Origin of the sequence: Bacteroides luhongzhouii (assembly GCF_009193295.2) — a bacterium.
Classification (GTDB): Bacteria; Bacteroidota; Bacteroidia; order Bacteroidales; family Bacteroidaceae; genus Bacteroides; species Bacteroides luhongzhouii.
Genome location: NZ_CP059973.1, coordinates 5,642,824 through 5,661,954 on the forward strand (window position 1 = coordinate 5,642,824; position 19,131 = coordinate 5,661,954).

Below are 19,131 nucleotides of genomic sequence, written 5' to 3' on the forward strand. Positions count from 1 at the left end.
AAACTAAAACAAGTCTAAAAAGCGGGAATATATTATTGTTTAGAAGAATTCCAGCTGTTATTCTTCATCCATCAAAATCTCCAGAATCTGACAAGCAGCCTTCGCCACCGGAGTACCCGGACCAAAAATAGCAGCTACACCTGCCTTATACAGGAAGTCATAATCCTGTGCAGGAATAACACCACCGGCAATCACTACAATGTCTTCACGTCCCAGTTTCTTCAGTTCTTCAATAATCTGCGGAACCAATGTCTTATGTCCGGCAGCCAGTGAAGAAACACCTACTACATGAACGTCGTTTTCCACCGCTTCACGGGCAGCTTCTGCCGGAGTCTGGAACAATGGTCCCATATCCACGTCGAAACCGCAGTCTGCATAACCTGTTGCTACCACCTTGGCACCACGGTCGTGACCGTCTTGTCCCATCTTTGCAACCATGATACGAGGTTGACGTCCCTCTTTTTTCGCAAACTTCTCTGCCAGTTCACAAGCACGCTTGAAGTCGCTATCGTTTTTACTTTCTGATGAATACACGCCTGATATCGTTCTAATTATTGCTTTATAACGTCCTACAATCTGTTCGCACGCATAAGAAATCTCGCCCAAAGTAGCACGAACACGAGCTGCTTCAACTGCCAGTTCAAGCAAGTTACCCTTGCCAGTCTTCACACATTCAGTGATAGCCGCCAATGCTTTGTCCACTTCTGCCTGATTACGTCCTTCTTTCAAACGTTTCAGGTTTTCAATCTGTTCAAGACGAACTGCCGTATTATCAATTTCAAGGATATCAATCGGAGCTTCTTTTTCCAAACGATACTTGTTCACACCCACAATGGTCTGCTGACCGCTGTCGATACGAGCCTGTGTACGTGCAGCCGCTTCTTCGATACGCATTTTAGGAATACCTGTTTCGATAGCTTTCGCCATACCACCCAGTTTTTCAACTTCCTGGATCAAATCCCATGCCTTGTGAATCAATTCATTAGTCAGAGATTCTACATAATAAGAACCACCCCATGGGTCAACGTTCTTACAGATGTAAGTTTCTTCCTGAATATAAATCTGCGTGTTACGTGCGATACGTGCAGAGAAATCCGTCGGAAGAGCGATAGCCTCATCCAATGCATTAGTATGCAAAGATTGGGTATGCCCCAAAGCTGCAGCCATAGCCTCAATACAGGTACGTCCTACGTTGTTGAACGGATCTTGCTCCGTCAATGACCATCCGGAAGTCTGTGAGTGAGTACGCAATGCCAGTGATTTCGGGTTCTTCGGATTAAATTGTTTCACAATCTTTGCCCACAACATACGTGCGGCACGCATCTTGGCAATTTCCATAAAGTGATTGGTTCCGATTGCCCAGAAGAAAGAAAGACGCGGAGCAAATGCATCAATATCGATGCCTGCCGCTGTTCCGGCACGGAGATATTCCAAACCGTCAGCCAATGTATAAGCCAACTCGATATCTGCGGTAGCACCTGCTTCCTGCATGTGATAACCGGAGATAGAGATAGAGTTAAACTTAGGCATCTTCTGTGAAGTGTATTCGAAGATATCAGAGATAATCTTCATAGAGAACGCAGGTGGATAAATATAGGTGTTACGCACCATGAATTCTTTTAAAATGTCGTTCTGGATAGTACCTGCCATTTCTTCGAGTTTAGCGCCCTGTTCCAAACCGGCATTGATATAGAATGCCATAATCGGAAGTACAGCACCATTCATCGTCATGGATACAGACATCTTATTCAAAGGAATACCATCGAACAAAACTTTCATGTTTTCCAATGAACAGATAGACACACCTGCTTTACCTACGTCCCCCACTACACGTTCGTGGTCGGGGTCATAACCGCGGTGAGTAGCCAAGTCAAACGCTACTGACAAACCTTTCTGACCGGAAGCCAAATTACGGCGATAGAAAGCATTGGATTCTTCGGCAGTAGAAAATCCGGCATACTGACGGATGGTCCAGGGGCGAAGAGTGTACATTACTGAATACGGACCACGCAGATAAGGAGGAAGTCCGGCAGCATAGCCGAGGTGTTCCATTCCTTCGAGGTCTTCTTTTGTATAAACAGGCTTCACTTCAATGTGTTCCGGTGTTTTCCAATCGGCGGAGATACCGTTAGCCTTTTGCCATTCAGCACCGTTAACCGGCTGAAATGCGGCATATATATCGATGTTTTTAAAATCTTTTCTCATCTTACTTCAATAGTTTAGCGTTAAACTCTTTCAAGGTATCCAATACGTTGACACGAACATGGATGAAGTTTTCGATACCTGCGGCTTTCAAGTCATCCATACAAGCCGGAGCACCGGCAACGATAAACATAGCGCGACCATTCAAGGCTTTGAAAGCAGGAACTGCATATTCAGCATATTCATCATCGCTGGAACAGATTACAACAATATCAGCTTTCGCAGCCATAGCTGCCTCTACTCCTGCCTCTACTGTTTCAAATCCAAGATTATCGACAACTTCATAACCGGCACAAGCCAGGAAGTTGCAGGAATATTGTGCACGTGCCTGACGCATCGCCAAATTACCGATTGTCAGCATGAACGCCTTCGGACGTTTACCTGATGCTTCCGTTTCAAGACGTAACGCTTCAAACTCACTGGCTGCACGATCGAATACCAATGTATCCACATCTTTCTCACAAGTATGAGAGTCACCACCACAGCAGCATTTTCCTTCCACTGGTTTCTTGTCACCGGCTTTTTCGTTGAAGTTCGGGAATTGGTTAGTACCCAACAGAATTTCACGACGCTGCGCCACTGCTTTATGACGGGCTTTATTGCTTTCGTTTACTGCAGCCTGAACTGTACCAGCTTTTAATGCGGTATAGAAACCGCCTGCTTCTTCTGTAGCAAGGAAGATTTCCCACGCTTGTTTAGCAATAGATACAGTCAGATTCTCAATATAATAAGAACCGGCAGACGGGTCAATTACTTTATCGAAATGAGATTCTTCTTTCAGCAATAGTTGTTGATTGCGAGCCAGACGTTCTGATAATTCATCCGGAGTCCCATAAGCCTTATCAAACGGAACGACTGTCATTGAATCTACCCCACCCAAAGCAGCGCTCATTGCTTCAGTCTGTGTACGAAGCAAATTCACGTGTGCGTCAAACAAAGTAAGATTAAAAGTAGAAGTTTCGGCATGAACCGCCATTTTTGCTGCACAACGACATTCGCCGTTAGCTCCCTTATTGCTGCAATCACGCAGACATTCAGGTTTATAAGAAGCTACGATATTTGCCCACAACAGACGTGCGGCGCGGAACTTAGCAATTTCAAGGAAGTAATTGGAGCTGATACCGAAGTTGAATTTTATCTTTTTAGCTACTACGGCAGCGGGAATACCGGCATCAGTCAACTGATTCATGTATTCATTACCCCAAGCCAATGCATAACCCAACTCTTGAGAGATATAAGCTCCGGCATTGTTTAATGAGATTGCATTTACATTCAATACACGATAAAAAGGAAGTGGCTGGATAGCTTCGATCAATGCTTTCGCTGTCTGCACCATATCCCCTTTTTCCTTACCGCGAGTCAGCATCTTATTGAAGAAATCATAATTGATAGAGCCTTTCAGCTTCTTTACATCATAGTCTTTCTTCTGGAAATAAGCCACCAGTAAGTTAGCCAACTCCACAACATGCCCCTGGCAAGTTGAGAAATTTAATTCAACGCACTCTGCCTGAATATCATTCAACAGCGTTTCAATATATTCCGCATTGAGCTCTTTTGCTTTTACATGGAAAGATAGTGAATCAACACCCTTATTTAAGATGTCCAATGCTTTTGCATTAGCCTCTTTGGGGCATTCTACCCTGATTTCCTGGCGAACCAACCACTCATTGTTGTCTTTTTTAGTACCTCTCAGATAAGGGAACTCTCCGGGAAGCGCATCAGTAGTTTTTAAACCCTCCAGATCTTCCATCCGGTAGAAAGGTTTCACTTTAAACCCTTCGTTTGTTTTCCAAACGAGCTTCTTCTCAAAATCAGCACCTTTCAAGTCGGCTGTAACCTTCTCCATCCATTGTTCGGTGGAGACAGGAGAAAAGTCTGAGAAGAGTTTTTCTTTTTTGTCTGCCATAGTTTATCTAAAATTAAAACAAGATTAATATTGTCTTTATTTTTATCTATCTCTTTCTGAATGTCTGTTGTTCGACATGCAAATATAACCAATAAGTTAAAACAAAACTTCTTTTTATAGAAAATTCGCACACCTCTCACTCTCGCATAGAATCTGTATAGAAATTCTTCATTCTTTATTTTTTTTAGTTCTTCATTTATTTGATTTGCTCCAATGTTATGAGTAATTTTGCACCCGTTTTTAGAAAAACATTATAAAAACTGCTATATTATGGATTGGTTACAAAGTTTATTGTGGGACCCCAGTTCCGTAGCTCACATCGTGCTCCTCTACGCATTTGTAGTGGCAGCCGGAGTGTATCTGGGTAAGATAAAGATATTCGGAGTATCTTTGGGCGTCACATTTGTTTTGTTTGCCGGCATCCTAATGGGACATTTCGGCTTCACAGCCGATACACACATCCTACATTTCATCCGTGAATTCGGATTGATCTTGTTCGTATTCTGTATCGGTCTTCAGGTGGGGCCATCTTTCTTCTCTTCTTTCAAAAAAGGAGGAATGACATTGAACCTGTTGGCTGTAGGCATCGTAGTGTTAAATATTGCTGTTGCGCTGGGGCTTTACTACCTCTGGAACGGCCGGGTAGAACTGCCGATGATGGTAGGTATCCTCTATGGAGCTGTCACAAACACTCCGGGACTTGGTGCCGCCAATGAAGCATTGAACCAGCTTAATTACACTGGTCCACAAATCGCACTGGGATATGCGTGCGCTTATCCGCTTGGCGTGGTAGGTATTATCGGTTCAATCATCGCTATTCGTTACATCTTCCGTGTCAATATGACTAAAGAAGAAGAAAGTCTGAAAGCCCAAAATGGAGATGCACATCACAAACCTCACATGATGAGTCTGGAAGTGCGTAATGAATCAATCAGTGGGAAAACTTTGATTGAAATCAAAGAGTTTTTAGGCCGTCAGTTCGTTTGTTCACGCATTCGTCATGAAGGCCATGTAAGCGTTCCCAACCATGAAACCATATTCAATATGGGGGATCAATTGTTCATTGTATGCTCGGAAGAAGACGCCCCTGCAATTACCGTATTTATCGGTAAAGAAGTGGAACTCGACTGGGAGAAACAAGACCTTCCCATGGTTTCCCGCCGTATTCTGGTGACTAAACCGGAAATCAACGGAAAGACTTTAGGATCTATGCATTTTCGCAGTATGTATGGAGTGAACGTTACCCGCATCAACCGTTCCGGTATGGACTTGTTTGCCGATCCAAATCTGGTACTTCAGGTAGGTGACCGTGTGATGGTGGTAGGTCAGCAAGATGCAGTTGAACGTGTGGCAGGTGTGTTGGGTAATCAGTTAAAACGTCTGGACACACCGAACATTGTGACTATTTTTGTTGGTATCTTCTTAGGAATTCTTCTGGGCAGCCTTCCTATAGCATTCCCCGGTATGCCGACTCCTTTGAAATTAGGTTTGGCAGGCGGACCGCTGGTAGTAGCTATCCTTATCGGACGTTTCGGTCATAAGCTCCATTTAGTGACTTATACAACCATGAGCGCCAACCTGATGCTTCGAGAAATCGGTATCGTACTCTTCCTTGCCAGTGTCGGTATAGATGCCGGAGCCAATTTTGTGCAAACGGTAGTCGAAGGTGACGGATTATTATACGTAGGTTGTGGTTTCCTTATCACCGTTATCCCGTTGCTTATAATCGGTGCTATCGCAAGATTATATTATAAGGTAAACTACTTCACCCTGATGGGATTGATAGCCGGTAGTAATACCGACCCGCCCGCATTGGCTTATTCCAATCAAACAACATCCGGAGATGCTCCGGCAGTAGGGTATTCTACAGTTTACCCATTATCCATGTTCCTCCGTATTCTGACGGGACAGATGATATTATTAACGATGATGTAAATCATGTTTAACTTATAAATAATAAAGCCGGTATATTCCATTGAAGGATATAACCGGCTTCATTTATTTTTCTTATAAACTTCTTCTACACCTATTATATAAGTTGCAGCTTCTTCACCACAAATTCTTCTATAAACCGTACAGTCTCTTCAACTCCCAAAGAAGAAGAATCAACACATAAGTGATAAGTAGCAGCTGCTCCCCACGTTTTATAACTATAATAATTATAATACTCCGAACGTCTCTTATCCGCTTTCTCTATCATTTCTTCTGCAGCTTCCGCATCAATATGATGCATGGCACATAATCGAGCAATACGATCTTCCATAGAGGCCGAAATAAAAATATTCGCACAACGGGGATGTTCACGCAGGATATAGTCCGCACAGCGTCCGACAAAGACACAAGACTTTTCTGCCGCCAGATGACGAATCACATCACTTTGCACCTTAAACAAGGCATCATTGCTCAAACAGTTATTACACGGCATAGCCCCCTCACTGATAAAAGGAAAACGCATACCGAACAATCCGCCAATAATACCTTGCGAAGCTTTCTCATCCGCTTTCTCAAAAAACTCTTTGCACAATCCGCTTTCTTCAGAAGCCAGATTAATCAATTCTTTATCGTAGAAGTCAATCCCCAAACGGGCTGCCAACTTCTCTCCTATTTCTTTTCCGCCGCTACCTAGTTGCCGACCGATGTTGATAACATAATTACCGCTCATAGTACATTTTGTTTTATGGTTCTGTAGCAAACATACGACTTTTTTCTAAAAATCACATCATCAAACGAAAGTTATATTTGAAAGTAACGATGAAATACCCTTTTATTTCCTGCGTACGATACTCATAAAAGCCATCGGAAGTTGCCATGCGGTTATAACTTTTCCTCTTTCCTAAAATGTCTACCCAATGAGCAGACAGCTCTGCTTCTTTCTTTTTCAAGAATCTCCAGGTAGCACTTGCATTCCATAACATCTCATCATCTTCTCCTTTGCGGATATTCGTACCATTACGGAATGTATAAGCCCCATCCGTCCGTAACTGTATGCCCAAAGGAAGATCAACATATCCTTCCAGACGAAAATTATAATAACGTGTATACGTATTGTTGTCATTTACAGAGTTGAGCGAATACTGATAATTCCAGGAAGTAGAGAAGTCAAGACCTCCCCACATAGGCTGATAAGAAACATTCGCCTCACAATTCAATCCAGTGTCACGCGTTGTACTTTTCACCGGCTCAAGACTTCTATCTTCGTTAATCATGCTGACACGATTACTATGATTACCGTTCATATCCAACCGTAAAGAGAAGTGTCCTAAACGTTTCCACCAGTTAGCACTTCCATACACATTCCAGTTACCGTTTATATTAATAGGATATGTCTCACGTCCGCCAGTCTGTGCATCATATATCATTACCTGTGTAACGCTATTCTGTTCCAACTGTCCTCCAAGATTCGCAGATATGCCTTTTTTAGAATGTTGAAAGCTTATACGCATACTATGAGCAAACATTTGCTTCAAATCCGGATTCCCTCGAGTAATATATAATGGATTACTATTATCTGTAAGTGGCATTAAGTCCGATAAAGAAGGTTGCCGGGTTCTACCGTCATAATTAAAAGTAATTCGTGCCTCTTTCTTTTTCCAGGCCAACCATATCATAGGCTGAAAGTCGATAGTATGCACAGTGGTATCCGCATACAGTTTCCCCATTTTCCGTTCAATGGTTCGCCTTTGCGGAGTAATCCCTAATGATGCATTCACCATCCATGTATCATCAGAGTAATTGAAGCCTACATTCAGATCATGTCCATTAGTACGACTATGACTTCGATTACTCAAACTATCTACATAACCCGTTTCATAATCAGGAGGCAACTCACCAAAGACATCCGACTTCGCCAAAGAAGACAATTCATAAGTGTCGCGGTTATCGCGTTCATAATGAGTGTTCCAGTTATACGCTGCACGAATATGCATTTTCTTACCGATAGGTTGGGTGAAGTTAATCCCTACCCGCCACGAATTATTTTTCTGGGGTGACTTCAAATACTGGTTACGATAAAGCAATGAATCGTTGCCTTGCTTATCTTTAAGACGGAAATAAGTAGTTTTTGAAAGCGAAAAACTTTCATTATCCCCCCAAGAATCCGAACTTTGAATGTTCAATCCTAAAGTTGTACCTTTTTCATTCAGCCGCCTCATAATCCCCATCATCCAATTATAACGGTTCGATTGCCCTTCCGAACGCGACCGGTTTTCACTACGATTTACTTTGATATCTTGGGAAATCGATTCAAAATCATCGAACAAACTTTCATGATTGACGTTAGGAGGAGCGTCAAAAGAAGCATTCTGGCTATTGCTTTCATTCCGGTTAGGAGAAAAACTGAAACCACCGTTAAAATGTATGCGTGTACGTTTATCCACTTCCCAACTACCCATGATATTAGAATTGAACGACCTGCTTTTAGAGTTACCTTCATTAGTAGATGCAGAATATTGGTTACCAGCAGTTAAATATTGCTCCTGATACATGGAAGAAATATTTCCGTTCCGATTGAGATTATAGTTCATGCTTCCGGTCAAAGAAAACTTCTTTCCGAATTTATGAGTTATATTCACTCCCACCGAATTATTAATATTATCCTTATAAGTGCTATTCTGATATCTGTTGGTGGAACGTCCAATGAAAGAAAGATTTTCTCCGTCTTTATTAAAATAATTCACCTGCCCTTCCAAATCCTTCTTCTGGTTATTTCCATACCCCACAGTGGCATTCGTCAACCAGGTTTTATTCAATTCATCCTTGGTCTGCAAGTCAAGTACATATTTCTTTTCTCCTGAACTAATTCCGGTAAATTCTTCTTCTTTTGATTTTTTATCGTACACTTTCAACTTACTAATCAAATCTGCCGGCAGATTTTCAAGTGCAGTCTTTTTATCTCCGGAGAAAAAGGCTTCGCCATTTACATTGATTTCACTGATAGGTTGACCATTATATGTCAGCGATTGATCTTTCTTATTATACACCAATCCAGGAACACGCTTCACCAAATCCTCCAAATAAGCTCCATCGGGAGTTTTATAAGCAGCAGCATTAATAACGGTAGTATCCCCCTCCATCATTACTTCTTGCAACTTCCCGGTCACTACCACTTCACCAATCTGAATATCATCATCCTTCAATGTAACCGTACCGACATTCACTGATGCCGAATCCCCCAATACACGATATACGGATTGCATTCCCATAAAAGAAACTTTCAACAAATATTGTTTTTTCTTCTGTGACTGGTAATCAAGAGTAAAACGACCATTTTTATCACTTGTTATTCCTTTTATGAAAGTAGAGTCATTCTTTTGCAAAACAACAATACTAGCCGAAGGTAAAGGCTGTCGTTTATTACTCTCAGGCTCCAACGTCTGCACTCTGCCTTTGACAGTTCTTGTTTGTTGAGCATATAATACAGTATGTATGCAAAGTAACAGCAAAAGTAGTCCACATAGTCTACAAGTTTTCATGTCAATAGCAGTATAAGTCTGTTTTTTAATTGAGTCAGAATTGTGGAGGTAAATTTAAGGAGTTTTCCTGAAAGTATATCACTTTATTCATTTTATTAAAACTTATTACATTCCAATCACACAAGGTCACAGTATAATCTAAAAAAAGACTTTCCCATCAATCAAAAAACATACTCTTTTTAAAAGGACATTTTTTGATTGAATGAGAAAGTCCTCATCAATAAAAATGATAGATTATAGAGTTAAATCTATCACTTAAAATTCTCCGTAAAGAAAACTCCTGCCGGAAAACTATTCTTATTTTTAATATCAGCCTGTAAAGCTGGTGTTTTAGTAAAATCAAATATGGCAATATCATTTATTTTGTACTCTGAAAATCCCTTTAAAGTCGCAAAATAAACCTCTCCACTTACCGGATCAACACCTAAGCTATTGTAATATGTTCCGGCATCTTCTACATAATCTTTGATATTAGCAACTTTTTCCGTCTTATTTTGAGAGAAAATATGTCGATATAGATTAAAGCCTGCATTACTGAAATAAACAATATCATCTTTCGCAGAAAAAGCAGGAGCAACACCCCAACCGGCGCCAATACTAACATCTAAAGCATGAGACTCAACCGTATAATCAAGAGGATTAACTTTATTAATACTTGCCGGATTTGTACATGATACCCATAAGTTTTCATCATATGCCTTCGCGATACCAGACAAGGCACTTTCAAAAGGAATAGTATGTATAACTGTTCCATTCTGAATAACAAAAAGCTTCTTACTACCCATCACAAAAACTTTTTCTCCAACCACAGCCATACGATTTTTCAAGGCTCCGCCAGTACCCTCGACAAAAGTCAAAGCATCTGTAGAAGTATTTAGCATATAGACACCTTTATTATCACGAATATAAAGAGTCTCTTTTATTACCGCTAAATTAGTAGGCCAAGACAAAGTAGCATTATCATAAATTCTTTCTTTCTCTAAATTATCCGCATTAGCAATAGTCAGTAATCCCTCACCACCATTCTTTGCTCCATTTTGAGAAAGTACATAAATTTTATTATCACTAATGAACAAATCCTGGCAGACATTACCGAGTAAAGTTTGATTTACCCGATAGTATGCACTATCCATCGCTGTTCCTTTTGAATCTACAAAGGTCAAAGTTCCGGTTTCATTACTCATACTTCCTTCATTCAAAATAAAAGTTCCTTTTCCAAACCGACCTTCTACCTTGGCAGTTATATTCGTTTGAAGAGTTTCTCCATTGCCATCCGACACAGTCAACCCTATAACATACTCTCCAGTCTTAGGTTGTGAAAACTTATATGTTGAAGCGGTTGAGACTTCTTTTCCATCTACTGTCCATAAATACTCCATCGTTCCGGACAGATTTTCAGCCCGGGCATCCAGATACAATGTATCTAATTGCGCTATCACATTATTTCCCGACTTATTTCCGATTAACACAGACGAGTTCAAATTTTCTTCATCATCACACGCCGTAAAAACAAATCCCAAAGCAACAGTTGCCAATACTAAAAACTTTCTCATTCTTACTTTTATTTTCAATTATTTCTTAGCTTATTTGCGAGTATCAATATCAACTCCTAAAACATGTAAATCCTCAACCCCTGATATTTCAGTGGAACATTCACCCAGCCAACCGTTTTCCTGATTGACACCAGTATATATCTTTATGAAATCGACTCCTGGCAGGTGTACTTTTTGACCTTTCGAATTTACTGCCCAATCTATATCAATAGCAGATTCATCCTTACTATTCAATTCATTATCAGCATAACCATATCGGAATTTATACAAAACAAAATAACTTCCTTGTCCACTCTCATCAACAGCATTTTGAGGCAAACAAGTTCCCTTAAATGTTACTTTATCTTCCTTTATCCATTCCGGGTAATAGCATTGATTATGAAATGTATTCTTCACTTTATATCCGGATTTTCCCTGGTTATCTTCCCAGCGAATATACATTTCTCTTTCTTCCGCAGTTGTCGGTTCTTTTTCCGGCCGATAGTAAGTAATTTCATAATTTCGATAAGTCTTCACATCATTCCCGGCAGCGACAGCCTTATCATACCATAATTCTAATGTAGCGTCTTCATGAGCACTACCAGCAATTTCATACCATTCATCATCATCCGGTCTCCCATTCTGATTTTTATCATAAGCCACCATGATAACTCCCGGTTCACAACTTCCTCCTTCTGGCGCGCCAGAGTCTGGATTAGCCGCAGAATAAAAAGCATTGCCAAGTACCCGGAAATCACGTTTCCCGGTAACATTGGTTATCGTATGGTCAAAACCGACTACAACATATCCTCCGAATCCCCCTAACGAAATCATCCCTTTTTTATTATTGCCAATGGCTGCCAATACTTTTTCATTCATAGCCTCCTGTGTATCACCTTCTTTATATACTGGCAATGTATTAGTAAATTGTCCGACAGCCGGAACAAAATCAAAAACTTTAGTAACATAAGCTGTCGCTCCTTCAGGAGCTGGTTCTATGTTTTCAAAAGTTACTGTAACCGTAAAGGGATAATCAAAACGACTCTCTCCCTGTGACACACGTAATGTCAATTCGTATTCTCCCACCTCTTCAAACATATACTCCAAGCCTTTCGTCTGAGCAATTTCAGTACCATCCAACAACCACACATAAGAGATTCCTTCGTCTGATTCACTTTCAACCTGCACTTTTAGTAGTTGATCTATCACAACCGCAAAACCACCCTCCGGTTGTGATACACGAATATCCTCCTTCTTTAGTTGATAAGCCGCCGGAGTATTTTCTTCATCACTACACCCTGTAAATGCAGTTCCCCAAAATAAAGAAACTGCAATGACTAATGTTAGTCTTAAAATCTTTTTGTCCATTTTTATTAAATATCAGTTAGTTATTGAAATGTTTTCGTTGTAAAAGCAAAATGAGCCGGTATATCGCCTGCCCTGACTTTCCATCTTTTCTTTCCTTCAGGACTAAAACAATAGAGATAACCAGGCACGACATAACTTTTTGCATCTGTTACAAATATTTCTTTCGTCTCCGGGTTCACAGTCACCCCATACGGAATTGCTATTTCCGCCTCTGTTCCATCGGTTATAAAATTGCGAGAGACCATTTTATTTTGTTTCACGTCATAGAGAGCATAAGTAATTGTATTACTTTCTGTAACGTAACTCCATTCTACACTAGTCATATAAATAGAGTCCCCACTCAAACACATTTCACTCGCGGCAATACCCAAGCTTCCCGTCACACGATCCGTTTGAGTATCTATAACAAAGACATCTGATCCGGTTCCATAATAATCCCCTCGCGAGCTAACATATATACGTCCATAACGATCCAACTTCATATGGTGAAGATTAATAGCTACATCAATTGTTTTAATAACCTGAAAAGTCTTCAAATCAATAACCGATACAGTCCGGTCATAATCAGGGAAACGATATCCGCCAGAATTGGCAACATAAAGTTTTCCATCCTTTATCACCATCTCTTCCGGTTGATAACCGACTACCACTTCACGGGTGATAGCTAAATTTGTCGTATCCACTTCAACCACTTTTCCCGGACGTGCATTGGGATCTATCCCAACAGGTCCCGCATACGAACTGACATACGCCTTTCCATTACTAAAAGTGATATAACGGCAATTAACCACATCTATTTGCCCCAAATGTTGTGCAGTTTCCACATCCATCACCTCTATAAAATTGGAACAATTGATTACAGCATACAACTTGTCTCCATAAATCTGCAAGTCATTTCCAACATCTCCCAGTTCCTTCACTACAGATGGATTCCGTTCAGCATAAATATTACGATGATACTTACCGGTAGTACTGTCATAAAAATCAAGTGTACACTTATTACTACCCATATTTCCTTCATTGAGAAGATACATTCCTTTAATATGAACACCCCCTAAAGGATCCTTGCCGATTTCTATCTCATCAGAAGGTAAAACCGGAAGTTCCCCCCGACAAGCCAGCAAACAAGCACTTGCTAATATTCCAAACAAGACGCGTGAAAGAATATTATTCACAATCATATAGTTAAGTTTAAAATGAATTTAAAGTTAGTTCCTGGCATCGGATAAGACCTCACCACTTCATATTGTTGATTAAAAATATTATTGACTTCCAAAGTCAACTTAAAATCATTCTTTTTCCAATTGAATTTCTTCGCTATAGACAAGTCACTTGTATACCAAGGAAGACGATAATTATCCGGAGTATTAGCCGAAACATCATAACGCTCACCTGTATATATAAAACTATAGTTCAGTTCCCATGATTTGTATTCAGCATTTAGTATAGCCGAGCCACTATGCCAAGGTATATACGATATTTGTCCTCCATATGTATCCTCATCCAACTTATCAGTAAAATCCTGTGCTTTCTGATAAGTATATGATAAGCGGCTGTCAAAGGTCCAATTATCACCTAATTTCCAGGCTCCTTGTAAAACAACATCCACTCCTTTAATTTCAACAAGCCCCAAATTAATCATTGTCCAACGAAAGAAATTATTGGTAGGAGTAGCTATTATTTTATTTTCCACTTCATTATAATATGCATCCAACTGAACATTCAAGGCTTGCAACCATGTTTCAGTAAATAACTTCTGATAAGTGAATCCAATATTATACTGATTTGTATATTCTGGTTTTAATTTTATATTTCCTATGAATGTATAATACAAATCATTTAAAGTCGGCATACGAAATATCCGCTTATAAAAGGTACGCAAATTAAAATCAATATTCTTGAAAGGTTTATAGGAAGCGATGGCGGTAGGAGTAAATTCCATTTTATTCCCAGCTGAAGTAGTATCCGAAGCAACGTTCTCATGCACGAAAGTTCCCAAGACACTGGCCTGAAACTTAAAACGATCAAAATGTAAAGAGGTAGCCGCCGCCACCAACGTCGTATTTCGCCGTGGATAAGGGAAATCAGTCAGATTGGCATTCAACTTATTCCACTGGTAGTCCACTGAAAGATTTATATCCCAAAAAGGAAGAATAGTGACTCTATTAGCCATTGACAAGTAAACCTCCTGTTGACGATATGTATTATTTACATACATAGTAGCCTCCTCTTTTCTGGGATCTGCCAAATAGTGTAAATAATCATATGCATATTTGGTATTCAACAACAGACTATATGCTTCACCAAAATCTTTCTTGAAAGAAGACTGAAGAAAGAAATTGGTATCCCATTGGCGATCTTCATGTGAAAAACGATTCCGCACAACAGCACCAGGATACCCACGTTCTGAATTATAAAAATAAGCTTTTGTGCGCCAGTAACCGCCTTTTATTTTACCATATAAACCACCTTCCGTGCGTAAAGCATTCACATCGCCATTACGGCGGACTGCCGTAGTATCGTACCCCCCAGCTACCGCATAAGTAAATTTATACTTTCCGGTGGTATACATATATTCAGTACTAAGTGACGCACTTACATTCTCACTTAGTTTCTGTTCCCAAAGTAGAGATGGATTGACAACGCCAAAGGAGCCTGTTTTAAAAGCAGCTTTTACATGATAAGCCTTATTCGCCTGAAAAACAGGCGTTCTCGACTGAAGATAAATAGAACCGGCAGAACCGAAATCTTTCGCTGGCTGGAAAATAGCACTTTTCTGCCCATTATATAAAGTAACGGCCTCCATATTATCCAAAGAAAAGCGTCCCAAATCAATCACTCCATTCTGTGCATTCCCCAATTCAATGCCATCATAGAACACTCCGACATGATTCGTCCCCATACTTCGGATATTTACGGTCTTCAATCCTCCTATTCCACCGTAATCTTTTACTTGTACTCCCGAAAAATAGCGTATGGCATCTGCAACCGAATGTACGGCTAATTTTTCTAACTTATCACCAGATAAAGACTGCACCGGAATCACTTCCTTATTAATTTTAGCAGTAATTACTACTTCATGAAGATGGTGTAAGCTATCCAGTTTACTTTGTGCTGATAGTAATAAAAACATGCTCAAAAAGCATCCTATCCAAAATACTCTAAAATGAATCTGCCTGAACATAATCCTCCTGTTTATTAATTTAAATAATAAACTTTCATAGAGTTACAGCAAGGATGCAATTTTCTACATACTCAAACCAATATACGTACTTCTCCCCCGTATAATGGAACATTCAAAAAGGCATATTTCTCCTTTCTGAAACTTCACATCAGCAATTAAAGATGTATTTTGAATTAAAAACTGCACTCTTCAAACTCTAATCCCAGAAAGCTTCAAGAATTCAACTTTGGCAGGTCTTCTGACTTACTCCATTTTCCTAACGCCCTTCCCATCTCTCCAAAGTGAGACAGTGGATTTGAGTATTGTAGGAAAACTTTTGGCGGAGCTTACAGCAGCGGGTCTGTTCAGGATTTACACCTGATTCCCTTTTCACCATTCTTCCGTAGCATCGGACGAATGACACCAAAATTTCTGCGGCAAAGATACATCAAATAGAAACAAATCAGAAGAAAATTCTAATGAAAATAAAAACAAACTAATAATTAGTCCTATCTTTGCCACTCGAAAGCATCCACTAATCTTTTTTCTAATTAAAATCTGTATAAAAGTGAAATCTCCAATCTCAACTATCGCTTTACTATGCCTCTTCTTTTTGGCAAGCTGTATATCCCGTAATAAAACATCTCTGGAAGCATTCAGCCAGGATATATATACTCCCGAATATGCTTCCGGATTTAAAATACTGGGGGCAGATAATGCAGCCAGTACACTGATTCAAGTCTCCAATCCGTGGCAAGGAGCACAAGACGTGAAAATGTCCTATTTCATTTCGCGCAATGGAGAGCAAGCACCTGCAGGCTTTAATGGTCCCGTCATTCCTGCCGGAGCCAGAAATATCGTATGTATGTCTTCTTCCTATATCGCCATGCTTGATGCACTGGGAGAACTCAAACGTATTGTCGGAGTATCCGGCATCAATTACGTGTCTAATCCCTGCATTCTCGCCCACAAAGATTCAATCAAAGATATGGGAGCGGAAATGAATTACGAGTTGTTGCTGGGATTAAAACCGGACGTCGTACTATTATATGGTATTGGTGATGCTCAAACAGCTGTTACAGATAAACTGAAAGAATTAGCCATACCTTATATATATATGGGAGAATATCTGGAAGAATCTCCACTAGGAAAAGCCGAGTGGATGGTTGTTCTTTCCGAATTGATTGACAACCGGAAGAAAGGGATTGAAGTGTTCCGGGAAATTCCGAAACGCTACCATGCTTTAAAAGCTCTTACCGACTCCATCAGCCAACACCCTACCGTCATGTTCAACACTCCGTGGAACGACAGTTGGGTAATGCCTTCCACCCAAAGCTACATGGCACAGTTGGTTGCAGACGCTGGTGCAGATTATATCTATAAGGAAAATAATTCCAACAGTTCAACTCCTATCGGCTTGGAAACAGCCTACGGACTGATACAAAAGGCAGATTATTGGATCAATGTAGGTTCGGTCACCACATTAGACGAATTAAAAGCTGTGAATCCTAAATTTGCAGATGCTAAAGCCGTCCGGGAAAAGACAGTCTACAACAATAACTTGCGACTGACATCAACAGGAGGCAATGACTATTGGGAATCGGCAGTTGTTCGTCCTGATGTGGTGTTACGTGATCTGATTCATATTTTCCATCCGGAACTCGTTTACGATTCACCTTATTATTACAGACACCTGAAATGAAACCATTCTGCAGACGTACCGCTCTATTATTCACCGCATTAGGAATAGTTGCCATCCTGTTACTATTAATAGATATAGCAACAGGAGATACTTTCATCCCTATATCAAAGATAGGAGCCGTACTCACCGGCGGCGAATGTGATGAAACCACCCGCAATATCGTTCTCTCCATCCGCTTTATCCGCGTCATAGTAGCGGCATTAATAGGTATAGCTCTTTCGGTAAGCGGTCTGCAAATGCAGACGGTCTTCCAGAATCCTTTGGCAGATCCTTACTTGTTGGGAGTGAGTTCCGGGGCGGGTCTTGGAGTGGCATTGTTTATACTAGGCGCCCCGCTTCTCGGTTGGACAGATTTTCCCTTTCTGCAATCAGTCGGTATTGTAGGTTCGGGGTGGATAGGGACTTCCGTCATCCTGTTGGGAGTAGCCATCATCAGTCGAAAAGTAAAGAATATATTAGGTGTACTGATTATGGGAGTCATGATAGGTTACGTAGCGGGAGCTATCATCCAGATATTACAATACCTAAGTTCTGCAGAACAACTGAAAATGTTCACACTCTGGTCTTTGGGGTCACTTAGTCACATCACGACAGGGCAATTAACGATTATAACACCAGTAATATGCATAGGATTGCTGCTATCCATCGCCTGTATCAAATCACTGAATCTGTTGTTGCTTGGTGAAAATTATGCACGCACCATGGGAATGAATGTCAAGCGTTCAAGAACGCTTATTTTTATATCTACAGCGTTACTGACAGGAACGGTCACAGCCTTTTGCGGTCCGGTAGGATTCATCGGGCTGGCTATCCCACATATCACACGGATCCTGTTTGACAACGCCGATCACCGGATATTGATGCCGGGTACGATGCTGACAGGGTTGATCGGGATGCTGATTTGTGACATCATAGCCAAGAAATTTCTGTTGCCGGTGAATTGTATCACTGCGCTATTGGGTGTCCCGGTTATTTTATGGGTAATAGGTAAAAACTTGCGTATATTCAAATGATTCAACTAAAAGATCTGACATTAGGATACGAACAACGTATATTGCTGGAGAAAGTTTCCACCCATATCACGGGTGGACAGCTTGTCGCACTGCTCGGACGGAATGGTACAGGAAAAAGCACGCTTCTCCGTGCCATCATGGGGCTGGAAACACCTAAAGCCGGAGAAATCATCCTGCATGGGAAAAACATCGCTTCACTGAAACCGGAGAAATTAGCCCGAAAGATTAGTTTTGTAACAACTGACAAAGTACGAATCGCCAACCTGCGTTGCAAAGATGTAGTCGCATTGGGACGTGCTCCTTATACCAACTGGATCGGACAGTTACAAGCGGAAGATGAGAAAAAAGTGGTTACTGCCATGCATCTGGTAGGAATGTCCGGTTATGCAGAAAAGACAATGGATAAGATGTCCGACGGAGAATGCCAACGAATCATGATAGCACGCGCACTTGCACAAGACACACCTATCATTCTACTTGATGAGCCTACTGCTTTTCTGGATTTACCTAATCGCTACGAACTCTGCCTACTACTGAAAAAGCTCGCGCAAACGGAAGGAAAGTGTATCCTGTTCTCCACACACGACCTAGATATTGCCCTGTCTCTCTGCGACACGATCATGCTGATTGACAACCCACAATTGTATAGTCTCCCCACAAATGAGATGATAACGAGCGGACATATAGAAAGACTGTTCCGGAACGAATCTGTGACATTTGATGCACAAGCTATGAAGATAATCATCAAATAAAAACAAAAGTTTACTTCAGACG

Annotated in this window: 12 protein-coding genes and 1 riboswitch; of the genes, 4 read left to right on the top strand and 8 right to left on the bottom strand. The window is 40.7% G+C overall.

From position 1 onward, the window contains the following. Positions 1 to 57 precede the first annotated feature (57 nt). Both scpA and mutA read right to left on the bottom strand, forming a co-directional pair. The gene (gene scpA, locus GD631_RS21600; protein ID WP_143257841.1) at positions 58 to 2,205 is read right to left on the bottom strand and encodes a methylmalonyl-CoA mutase; all 2,148 of its coding nucleotides are present in this window, start codon (positions 2,203 to 2,205) and stop codon (positions 58 to 60) included. A gap of 1 nt (position 2,206) precedes the next feature. Continuing rightward, positions 2,207 to 4,108: a methylmalonyl-CoA mutase small subunit gene (mutA, locus tag GD631_RS21605; RefSeq protein ID WP_143257840.1), complete on the bottom strand. Its 1,902-nt coding sequence runs from the start codon at positions 4,106 to 4,108 to the stop codon at positions 2,207 to 2,209. Between the two features lie 270 nt (positions 4,109 to 4,378). Between mutA and GD631_RS21610 the strand changes: the two genes are divergently transcribed. After that, a complete protein-coding gene (locus tag GD631_RS21610) occupies positions 4,379 to 6,043 on the top strand; it encodes a putative transporter (RefSeq protein WP_143257839.1) in 1,665 nt (554 codons plus the stop codon). A 94-nt stretch (positions 6,044 to 6,137) separates the two neighbouring features. On the opposite strand, the gene GD631_RS21615 is transcribed toward GD631_RS21610, so the two are convergent. The 6 genes from GD631_RS21615 to GD631_RS21640 form a co-directional block, all read right to left on the bottom strand. After that, complete coding sequence (locus tag GD631_RS21615; protein ID WP_143257838.1) at positions 6,138 to 6,770, bottom strand: cytidylate kinase-like family protein; 633 nt, start codon at positions 6,768 to 6,770, stop codon at positions 6,138 to 6,140. A gap of 52 nt (positions 6,771 to 6,822) precedes the next feature. Next, positions 6,823 to 9,579: an outer membrane beta-barrel protein gene (locus tag GD631_RS21620; protein WP_143257837.1), complete on the bottom strand. Its 2,757-nt coding sequence runs from the start codon at positions 9,577 to 9,579 to the stop codon at positions 6,823 to 6,825. Positions 9,580 to 9,830: 251 nt separating this feature from the next. Further along, positions 9,831 to 11,132, bottom strand: a complete 1,302-nt coding sequence (locus GD631_RS21625) for a DUF5074 domain-containing protein (RefSeq protein WP_143257836.1) — start codon at positions 11,130 to 11,132, stop codon at positions 9,831 to 9,833. 30 nt (positions 11,133 to 11,162) lie between these two features. Then, on the bottom strand, positions 11,163 to 12,479 hold the full coding sequence (locus GD631_RS21630) for a PKD-like domain-containing protein (protein ID WP_143257835.1): 1,317 nt from the start codon (positions 12,477 to 12,479) through the stop codon (positions 11,163 to 11,165). A 20-nt stretch (positions 12,480 to 12,499) separates the two neighbouring features. Continuing rightward, the gene (locus tag GD631_RS21635; RefSeq protein ID WP_143257834.1) at positions 12,500 to 13,660 is read right to left on the bottom strand and encodes a DUF5074 domain-containing protein; all 1,161 of its coding nucleotides are present in this window, start codon (positions 13,658 to 13,660) and stop codon (positions 12,500 to 12,502) included. Continuing rightward, on the bottom strand, positions 13,657 to 15,663 hold the full coding sequence (locus GD631_RS21640; RefSeq protein ID WP_143257833.1) for a TonB-dependent receptor: 2,007 nt from the start codon (positions 15,661 to 15,663) through the stop codon (positions 13,657 to 13,659). Before GD631_RS21640 ends, GD631_RS21635 begins: the two co-directional genes overlap by 4 nt. A 211-nt stretch (positions 15,664 to 15,874) precedes the next feature. Beyond that, positions 15,875 to 16,085, bottom strand: a riboswitch (cobalamin riboswitch). A 125-nt stretch (positions 16,086 to 16,210) separates the two neighbouring features. Here GD631_RS21640 and GD631_RS21645 point away from each other — a divergent pair. Genes GD631_RS21645 through GD631_RS21655 form a run of 3 tightly spaced genes read left to right on the top strand, consistent with a single transcriptional unit; the run spans position 16,211 to position 19,109 of the window. Continuing rightward, positions 16,211 to 17,344, top strand: coding sequence for an ABC transporter substrate-binding protein (locus GD631_RS21645; RefSeq protein ID WP_185911538.1), 1,134 nt, complete (start codon positions 16,211 to 16,213; stop codon positions 17,342 to 17,344). Next, on the top strand, positions 17,341 to 18,357 hold the full coding sequence (locus tag GD631_RS21650) for a FecCD family ABC transporter permease (RefSeq protein ID WP_185911539.1): 1,017 nt from the start codon (positions 17,341 to 17,343) through the stop codon (positions 18,355 to 18,357). The genes GD631_RS21645 and GD631_RS21650 overlap by 4 nt, the downstream gene beginning before the upstream one ends. Further along, a complete protein-coding gene (locus tag GD631_RS21655; RefSeq protein ID WP_143257831.1) occupies positions 18,354 to 19,109 on the top strand; it encodes an ABC transporter ATP-binding protein in 756 nt (251 codons plus the stop codon). The genes GD631_RS21650 and GD631_RS21655 overlap by 4 nt, the downstream gene beginning before the upstream one ends. The last annotated feature ends 22 nt before the right edge of the window (positions 19,110 to 19,131 follow it).

Coding starts and splice junctions, on each gene's coding strand:
- GD631_RS21615 (WP_143257838.1), bottom strand. CDS start 6,770: ATGAGCGGTAATTATGTTATCAACATCGGTCGGCAACTAGGTAGCGGC.
- GD631_RS21625 (WP_143257836.1), bottom strand. CDS start 11,132: ATGAGAAAGTTTTTAGTATTGGCAACTGTTGCTTTGGGATTTGTTTTT.
- GD631_RS21630 (WP_143257835.1), bottom strand. CDS start 12,479: ATGGACAAAAAGATTTTAAGACTAACATTAGTCATTGCAGTTTCTTTA.
- GD631_RS21620 (WP_143257837.1), bottom strand. CDS start 9,579: ATGAAAACTTGTAGACTATGTGGACTACTTTTGCTGTTACTTTGCATA.
- GD631_RS21650 (WP_185911539.1), top strand. CDS start 17,341: ATGAAACCATTCTGCAGACGTACCGCTCTATTATTCACCGCATTAGGA.
- GD631_RS21655 (WP_143257831.1), top strand. CDS start 18,354: ATGATTCAACTAAAAGATCTGACATTAGGATACGAACAACGTATATTG.
- GD631_RS21610 (WP_143257839.1), top strand. CDS start 4,379: ATGGATTGGTTACAAAGTTTATTGTGGGACCCCAGTTCCGTAGCTCAC.
- GD631_RS21640 (WP_143257833.1), bottom strand. CDS start 15,663: ATGTTCAGGCAGATTCATTTTAGAGTATTTTGGATAGGATGCTTTTTG.
- GD631_RS21635 (WP_143257834.1), bottom strand. CDS start 13,660: ATGATTGTGAATAATATTCTTTCACGCGTCTTGTTTGGAATATTAGCA.
- mutA (WP_143257840.1), bottom strand. CDS start 4,108: ATGGCAGACAAAAAAGAAAAACTCTTCTCAGACTTTTCTCCTGTCTCC.
- scpA (WP_143257841.1), bottom strand. CDS start 2,205: ATGAGAAAAGATTTTAAAAACATCGATATATATGCCGCATTTCAGCCG.